The following is a 4,159-nucleotide window of genomic DNA, read 5'->3' on the forward strand; positions in this document are numbered from 1 at the left end:
CTAATTATAGCAATGTGCGCTGGCATATTTACAAATTGCAGGAATTGTCCAATAGCTAAAAGTCTTATATTATCAGCTTTTTCTTCCCCCTATTGCCTATTGCCTGTTGCCTGTTGCCTGCGCACAGCGCTATATCAAAAAATTATTAAGTGAATAATTGGGTAGTGATGCATTGTAATGATATAGCTAGTGGGAGCAAGATGCTCCCATTCTAATTTTTCCTTATCTCCTGAATTCTAAATTCAGAATTCTGAATTCTAAATTCTTATTATTTGTCTAAAGGATGATGCTCTGCCAATAGTTTTTCAACTTTCGCTTCATCAAGTCTGGCAGTTATCCTTTGATATTCGTAATTATCTCTAATAGTTTTTGCTAGGGTAAAAGTAGAGCCTACAGAGAATGTTAAACCCATTCCTAAAAAACCTTTAATCCAATTATCTACAGGTAGGTAAAAAATGCCAATCGCTGTGCCAGAAGTAGCAAGAAGAAAGGAAGCCCAAACTTGAAGTATCCATGCAGCAGTATCTTTTTGTTGAGCATATTTATTAGTCATAAAATGATTACCTCAAATCAAAGTTTTTGGCTGATTTATTCGTATTTTATATGTATAAATTTATAGTAATATTAGTAGAGTGACAGTTTGAATACAGGCACAGGTCATTTCATACTAAAGCCAGTTATAATAGTAAAGTAATAACCTGAGAACAAAAAATTATTCGTAAAGTTTGGTCACCAATAGTGGAAAGACCAAGTGCCAAAGTCAATCATGGCTACGAATGGTTATATATATGAATTTGTGAAGCATTCAGCTAGCTCGCTGTCAGCTTTTCCTGCGGAATGCTTACAAATTTGTTGAGCCTAAAACTGGAAAAACTTGTTATTATTTAATTCCCAGAGTTAATACTCAATGGCTGAAGAGAGGGAAGCTAATCAAGGAAAGATCATTAGATCATGAAGGGAAAACTATTGGTTATTATTATCTCATAGGCGAGCGCGAAGCTGTCAAAAAATCAAAAGAAGAATATGTATCAATAGTTTATGAATGCAGTGGAGGATTCAAAAAGCCAGAAGTTAGAGTAGTGCGGGCATCTTGCCCGCAACAGACATACCTCACTGATATGAAATATGTTATAATATCATGTCCTAATAATCAGTGATAAAAAAACCTTCTCCCTTTCAATCTTTTTTTCCCTTCTGCCTTCTGCCTTCCTTCCTCCTAAGTGTAAGTATTTAAACGGACATGTTATAAATCCTGTCCTATTTAGTTTCAGGACTAATCTCTTGATTTTGAAGTATTAAACTTTTAGTCAGTCTAACTAGAAATTGTTGTAAAAATTGAATAAATTCTCTCATGCTAGAACCGTGAACCACTGCCCAAGTATTGGTAATTAAACAGCAGCTAGCAAACCACAAAAGAATAAATGTTTGGATTCTCACTACTCCTACAATAAACCAGCTTCCAACATGAAGAATAATCATTAAAGCATAAAAACTAGCTACTAATGCCATTAAATTTATTTCCTGTTTGGGGCGACGGAGAGCTGTGAAAATTATTGGTTGTAAACTTGCTAGTACATTCATGGGCACTAGAACCCCACAAATTGCGATACAGTATATGTGTGAAAATTCGATTATACTATCTAGATTTAACATTTTTGTAGTTTATTTCTCTTTTATTTTCCTAATTTTCCTAGATAAGTTCAATCTTACTCAAAGTTTGACTTTTCTAGGATGAAAGTTTAATCAATTATTGTTTATTTCTTACTTTTTTCCTGTTTTTTAATTGAATCAGTCCAAAAATTAGTGAACATCATTAGCATTGCTCCAAGAAAAACAGTAATTGCCATTCCCGCAGGAATTATAGTTTGCCAATCAGTCGTTTCCATATACCTCCTAGTTTGTTTAATAGCATGATTTTAGTAATTATACCTAAGATTCTATTTGCTTTTATCTAGTTTCATTAAGTTTTACAAACAAATATTAAGTATCAAGAAAATTAATTAATGTTTAAAGCTATTATAGAAAAATCTATCAATTATCAAAAATATATTGGATAAATGTACTTAATTTAACACTAAGTATAAAGGTCTAGGTGAGCAGAAAAAAAAATTTAATATCAGAGGTGTTATTATTAGTATTGTCACAATAATTAATATTTTATTAAAATGAAAGTTAAGCAAGTTATTCAAAGCAAAACAGTAGATTTAACAAATAAATATCAAGAAAAAATACATCTCTCTAGTCACATTCAGCCTCACGGTTTATTATTTGTCTTAAAAGAGCCAGAATTGACAATTGTACAGGTAAGCAATAATACTTTTGAGTTATTTGGTATACCAGCAAAAACATTGCTGAATCAAAATCTGAATAATTTTCTTGACCAAGACCAAATCAAGAAACTCAGAAAAAGTTTAGAAAATAATCCGGAACTTAAAACCATCAATCCTGTGAAATTATCAGTTAAAACAAAACATAAATCTTTAGTCCTTGATGGTACAATTCATCGTTCTGAAAAATTTTTAATCCTAGAGCTAGAGCCAGCTATATCTGAAGAGGAAATTTCATTTTTAAACTTTTATCATTCTGTTAGAGAAGCAGCATCAAAAATGCAAGATGCTTCTGATTTAAAAAATCTATGTCAAATAATTGTTGAAGAAATTAGAAAAATTACAGGCTTTGATAGAGTAATGGTATATAAATTTGATTCTCAATACAATGGAGCTGTAATTGCTGAAGATAAGATAGAAACTTTAGATTCACTGTTAGGATTAAATTACCCAAGCTTCGATATTCCACCCCAAGCTAGAGAACTTTTTAAGATAAATTGGTTGAGAATGATAGTAGATGTTAATTATCAGTCAGTAGAAATTATACCTGCCAATAATCAGATTAGTCATCAACCAATTGATTTAACTTTATCCATTTTAAGAAGTGTTTCTCCCTGCCACGCAAAGTATCTAAAAAATATGGGCGTTACTGCCACAATGTTTATATCTTTATTGAAAAATAAAAAGCTATGGGGTTTGATTGCTTGCCATCATAATTCACCCAAATATGTACCTTATGAATTACGGACAGCTTGTGAGTTTTTAGGGCAAACAATGTCTCTAGAACTTGCTTATAAAGAAAAGAATGAAGATTATGATTATCAACTAGAGTTGCAGTCAATCAAGAGTCACATTATTGAAGAGATTTCAACATCAGAAAATTTTATCAATGCCTTAGTTGACTGTCAAAATAAACTACTAGATTTAGTAAGTGCTGAAGGGGCTATCATTGTTTCTGGTGACAATTTTCAGTCAGTAGGAAAAACTCCACCATTAATAACTGTTGAAAAATTAATTAGCTGGGTAGAAAAAAATTTTGATCGAGAAGTCTTTTATACAGATTCATTGCCCAAAGTTTATCAAGATTTTAAGAAACATAAAGATATAGCTAGTGGGTTATTGGCACTCTCAATATCTTCAGCTCAGAAAATTTATATTTTGTGGTTCCGACCAGAAGTTATTAGAACAGTTAATTGGGCAGGAAATCCAGCAGCTATTACAGAAGTAGAACCTAATGGTAGTATAAAATTGTCCCCTAGAAAATCATTTGAGCTGTGGAAAGGAATTGTTAAACTCACATCTCTACCTTGGAAAAAATGTGAAGTTGATGCTGCTTTAGAGTTGAGAAATGCGATTATTAAAATTGTACTGAAACAAGCAGATGAACTAGCAAAATTAAATTCTGCGCTGCAAAAATCAGAAGCAGGAGAGAGAGAAAAAGCTACTCAATTAGAACAAACTTTAAAAAAATTACAACTTACTCAAACGCAATTAATCCAAAGTGAAAAAATGTCTAGTTTAGGACAGCTAGTTGCAGGTATTGCCCATGAAATCAATAACCCGGTTAATTTTATTTATGGCAATATCAAATATGCAGATAATTATGCTAATGAACTAATGGATTTGATTAAACTATATCAAAAACATTGCGAATTATCGCCAGAAATTGAAGAAGAAAGTGAAAAAATAGATTTAGAATTTATTCTCGAAGACCTACCTCAACTATTAAAATCTATGGAGGTAGGAACGGAGCGCATTCATGAAATTGTCAAGTCTTTGCGTAACTTTTCACGCCTTGATGAAGCAGAGATGAAGCTAGTTAATATTCATGA

General features: G+C 31.9%; 4 protein-coding genes. 1 reads left to right on the forward strand and 3 read right to left on the reverse strand.

Annotation, left to right across the window (positions count from 1 at the left end):
* Positions 1-268 precede the first annotated feature (268 nt).
* The 3 genes from AC3DU7_RS27025 to AC3DU7_RS27035 all read right to left on the reverse strand — a co-directional run bounded on the left by AC3DU7_RS27025 (position 269) and on the right by AC3DU7_RS27035 (position 1,886).
* On the reverse strand, positions 269-553 hold the full coding sequence (locus AC3DU7_RS27025) for a YiaA/YiaB family inner membrane protein (RefSeq protein WP_488042358.1): 285 nt from the start codon (positions 551-553) through the stop codon (positions 269-271).
* Positions 554-1,257: 704 nt separating this feature from the next.
* The gene (locus AC3DU7_RS27030) at positions 1,258-1,581 is read right to left on the reverse strand and encodes a hypothetical protein (RefSeq protein ID WP_488042359.1); all 324 of its coding nucleotides are present in this window, start codon (positions 1,579-1,581) and stop codon (positions 1,258-1,260) included.
* A 173-nt stretch (positions 1,582-1,754) separates the two neighbouring features.
* Positions 1,755-1,886, reverse strand: coding sequence for a hypothetical protein (locus AC3DU7_RS27035; protein WP_293089901.1), 132 nt, complete (start codon positions 1,884-1,886; stop codon positions 1,755-1,757).
* 279 nt (positions 1,887-2,165) lie between these two features.
* On the opposite strand from AC3DU7_RS27035, the gene AC3DU7_RS27040 reads away from it, so the two are divergent.
* On the forward strand, positions 2,166-4,159 hold a 1,994-nt coding region (locus tag AC3DU7_RS27040; RefSeq protein ID WP_488042360.1), incomplete at its 3' end, for a GAF domain-containing protein.

It is taken from the genome of Okeania sp., from assembly GCF_983059655.1.

Coding starts and splice junctions, on each gene's coding strand:
- AC3DU7_RS27035 (WP_293089901.1), bottom strand. CDS start 1,886: ATGGAAACGACTGATTGGCAAACTATAATTCCTGCGGGAATGGCAATT.
- AC3DU7_RS27025 (WP_488042358.1), bottom strand. CDS start 553: ATGACTAATAAATATGCTCAACAAAAAGATACTGCTGCATGGATACTT.
- AC3DU7_RS27030 (WP_488042359.1), bottom strand. CDS start 1,581: ATGAATGTACTAGCAAGTTTACAACCAATAATTTTCACAGCTCTCCGT.